Annotated in this window: 4 protein-coding genes; 1 reads left to right on the top strand and 3 read right to left on the bottom strand. The window is 64.3% G+C overall.

The features are described from left to right. Positions 1-319: carbohydrate-binding family 9-like protein (locus tag PLJ71_14350; GenBank protein HQM49866.1), on the bottom strand; the 319-nt coding region annotated here is incomplete at its 3' end. Between the two features lie 312 nt (positions 320-631). Between PLJ71_14350 and PLJ71_14345 the strand changes: the two genes are divergently transcribed. Next, entirely contained in the window at positions 632-1,786 is a 1,155-nt protein-coding gene (locus PLJ71_14345) for an ATP-grasp domain-containing protein (GenBank protein HQM49865.1), read from the top strand. Positions 1,787-1,810: 24 nt separating this feature from the next. Here PLJ71_14345 and mnmE read toward each other — a convergent pair whose 3' ends face one another. Then, complete coding sequence (mnmE, locus tag PLJ71_14340; protein ID HQM49864.1) at positions 1,811-3,193, bottom strand: tRNA uridine-5-carboxymethylaminomethyl(34) synthesis GTPase MnmE; 1,383 nt, start codon at positions 3,191-3,193, stop codon at positions 1,811-1,813. Further along, positions 3,174-3,619: hypothetical protein (locus tag PLJ71_14335; protein ID HQM49863.1), on the bottom strand; the 446-nt coding region annotated here is incomplete at its 5' end. The genes mnmE and PLJ71_14335, both read right to left, overlap by 20 nt.

The following is a 3,619-nucleotide window of genomic DNA, read 5'->3' as shown; positions in this document are numbered from 1 at the left end:
CAGGCGTGTCCGAAAACGACCAGATGTCCGCGTCCTCGCATTGGAAGCAAAGGTATAGAAACTCCTGATCCCAAAGCATTCGGACCTGAGTAGGCGAAATGGCATCGGCGCCTTCCGGGCGGAACACGTAGAACCGGCTGATCGCTTCCGCCCGTTGCCAGGCCGGCTCGTTGAGACGTCCGTCGATGGCAATGGTCTCGTCCGTCTGCCGCACGAGGTAGACATCGGGCTTTGCAGAGGACAAGGGCGCCCCGGACTGGCAGCCGGCGCATACCGTCACAAGCACAAACACGCCCAGAATCACAATTGTTTTTCGCATGTCGGCGTTCCCCGCTTCTTACACTTCGTCCGAGTCGGTGCCCCTATCATAGCGTTCGAGAACGCGCCCGTCACCTTGATGGGGAGCCAGCCCCAATCGGTCCGGCTTCGCGCGCTACGTCTTGGACAATGATTGCCGCCTTGCACGGACGAGGAGAGAGGTTGTAAGGTTATGGGGCAACTGTGAGCCGCGGGTTCCGTGCAGCGTGGGGGAGCCTATCGATAGGAGTGGTGGCGCGACAAGGCTCGTGGAAGCAGGGGGTGTGCATGATGCGGGGAACGTGCCAGACCTGTCCAGAGGACGAGACTTGCCGTGAAACAACGTGTTTTGATTCTGGGCGCCAAGGATTGCGCGGCCCGCGCGGCTGAAGCCGCCGGCCGTGCGGGTATCGAAGCCGTCGTCGCGACGTCCCTGCCCAATGAGCCCGAAGCCATGGCGGATGCAGCCCGCACAAACGGGGCCGAAGGCATCTACTGTGCCGATGAGGCCCATGTGGAAGCAGCGGCGGCCGCGTCGGCGAAGCTGGGTTTCCCGTGTCTGTCCGAGTACGCCGCCCGATTGCTCCACAGCAAAGAAGCGCTTCGTTCCGCTCTCGCTCGAGAGACCGGCTTGAATCCTCGCTACGGGATTGCCGGTTCCCTTGCCGAGACGGAGCAGATCATTCGCCGGCTGGGCCTCCCTGCCGTGGTGAAACCCCTGGAGGGCGCGTGGGGACAGGGCGCGCTTATTGTGCGGGACATTGCTGACGCGCCGCTGGCCTTCACCCGGGCAGTCAAGCATGCATCGTCGGGCCGGGTCTTGCTGGAGCCGTATCTGCCGGGGCATGAATACCGGGTAATCTGTCATCGTTCCCAGGGCCGGTGGTCCACGCTGATGGTATACAGCAACGTGCCTGCGGAACACGACCATCTCTTCGACCGGGCCCTGGTTGCGCCGGTGCGGGTGGCGGGCCCGCTTCGAGACAAACTGCGGGAAAGCGTGCGCACGGTCATGGGCGTCATGGGCGGCGTCCACGGATTGGTCGTGCTCGAATTCATGGTATCCGGGGAAGGGCTGCACCTCGTCGAGTTGAGCCACATCAGCCAGTTGCCGGCGCTTGCTACGGAGCTTTTCCCGGCGATCAGCGGCATCGACCTGCTCGAAGTGGATGTTGCGTCGGCTTTGGGGAAACCGTTTGATACGAAGCCGCGGTTCAAGGTTTGTGCCGCGTTGTGGTGGCTGACGGCGCGCTCAGGAGTGGTTTCCGCCGTTCATGGAGAGGAGAAGGCCCGGGCGGTGCCGGGAGTCGTGCGGCTTCAGGTGAATGCCCAACCGGGAACGGTGCTGGGCCATCAGGTGGATGTGCCGTCGCGGGACGCAGTCGGGCATGTTCTGGTGACGGCACGGAGTCCGCGCAGAGCCCTCGAGAAAGCGCAGTATGCGTCGGAGTACTTGCGATTCGACACCCGGGCGGCTCTCGACAAATAGCCGCTGGTTTCCCGCCTCTTCGCGTCACTTGCCGATACAGAACGAAGAGAAGATTCGGTCAAGGACGTCTTCCGTGGCGGTTTCGCCCGTGATTTCGCCGAGCGCATCGAGTGCGTCGCGCAGGTCGATGCTGAGGAACTCCGGCGAGGCGTCAAACTCTGCCAGCAAGTGTTGGAGCGCCCGTCGGGCGCGGCGCAGGCTGTCGCGCTGGTGCACCCGGGTAATGAGGACTTCCGAGGGGCTGAGGCAGGTTCCGTGGAGCAATTGTCCGGCGAGGGCGGCCTCGAGCTCATGAAGGCCGGCCCCGGTCTGGGCGGAGAGAAGGCATACGCCGGCGAACCTCCCGCGCCAGGCGGCTGGCAGGGTGGGCCCGGGATTCAGGTCGGTCTTGTTCACCACCAGCAAGACGGGAACTCCGAGGGCCTCGAGGTCCGTTGCGAGGGCTTCGTCTTCGGGGGTCGCGGGATTGGTGGCCTCGATTACGAAGAGGACGATGTCGGCGGCGGTCAGTGCATTGCGGGCCTTGTCAACGCCGAGCCGTTCGACCTCGTCATGCGATTGGCGCAATCCCGCCGTATCACTGATGCGGACGGGGATTCCCTGAATCGTGATGACCTCTTCGAGCAGGTCGCGGGTGGTTCCGGGCTGGGCGGTCACGATGGCGCGCGCGTCACGCAACAATGCGTTGAACAGGCTGGACTTTCCGACATTGGGCCGGCCGGCAATGGTGGCCGCGGCTCCTTCGCGGTACAGACGCCCCGCCTCGGATGTCTCGAGCAGGGTCTGCATCTTGCCCGCGATTTCATTGAGCGAGGTTCTCAGTTCGGGCGTCACGAGTTCGGGCAGGTCCTCCTCGGGGAAGTCTACGGCGGCCTCGATGCGGGCGAGGGCATCGAGGAGGGCGTCGCGCATCGAGGCAATGGCTTTGGACAGCGCACCCGAGGCGGCGGCATGGGCGGCGCGCAGTCCGGCGCGTGTCCTGGCGCGGATCCGATCAATGACGGCTTCGGCCTGCACAAGGTCGATGCGGCCATTGAGAAACGCGCGCTTGGTAAACTCGCCCGGTTCGGCCAGACGGGCGCCCTTCTCGAGAAGAAGTTCGAGGATTGCCTGCACGGGCGCCATGCCGCCGTGCGCGTTGATTTCGACGACGTCTTCGCAGGTGTAACTGTGAGGCGCGCGCATCACGTGCACCAGGACCTCGTCGAGGGTTTCATCCGCGGCGCGGATTTCCCCGTGAAAGATGCGGCGGGGCGAAGTCCGGATGTCAAGGCCCGTGGTGGAGCGAAAAACAGCGGCCGCGATGCGAATCGCATCGGGGCCGCTGAGCCGCACAATACCAATGGCGCCCTCACCGTGCGGTGTGGATATCGCCGCGATGGTATCTTCAGGAGTTGTCCGAATCACCAGAGGCGTCTTCTTTGGGTTCCGCGGCGCCTGTCTTCTCCTCATTTGCGGAGACCGAAGCCAGAGGCTTTTGGGGGCGCCGTTTGCGCACAGCGCCGCGCCGGCCTATTCCCCGGCGCGAGCGAAAGCGTTTAGAACCGGCGCCGCCGTCCTCGTCCTCTGCCGCATCTTCGCCGCTGTCATCCGCGGAGGCGGAATCTCCCGGAGTTTGGGCGGTTTTAGCGGCGTCTTCAGCGCGGTCGAGGGTTTCGCGTTTTGCTGCGGGACTGTGGCCGCGGTCCGGCTGCTCTCCGGCAGCGTCCGCGTCGTCATCGTAGTCGTCGAGCAGGTCATCGTCCGCCCCGTTGGCGGCGGGATTGTCCAATGCCGAATCGCCGTATTCGTCGCGGTAATCCTTTTCGTCGGCGTCTTCTTCTTCGCCCGTTT

Source organism: Candidatus Hydrogenedentota bacterium (assembly GCA_035416745.1).
Lineage (GTDB): Bacteria > Hydrogenedentota > Hydrogenedentia > Hydrogenedentales > SLHB01 > UBA2224.
The sequence above is the reverse complement of the archived record's forward strand: the minus strand, read 5'-3'. Positions and strand labels throughout refer to the sequence as shown.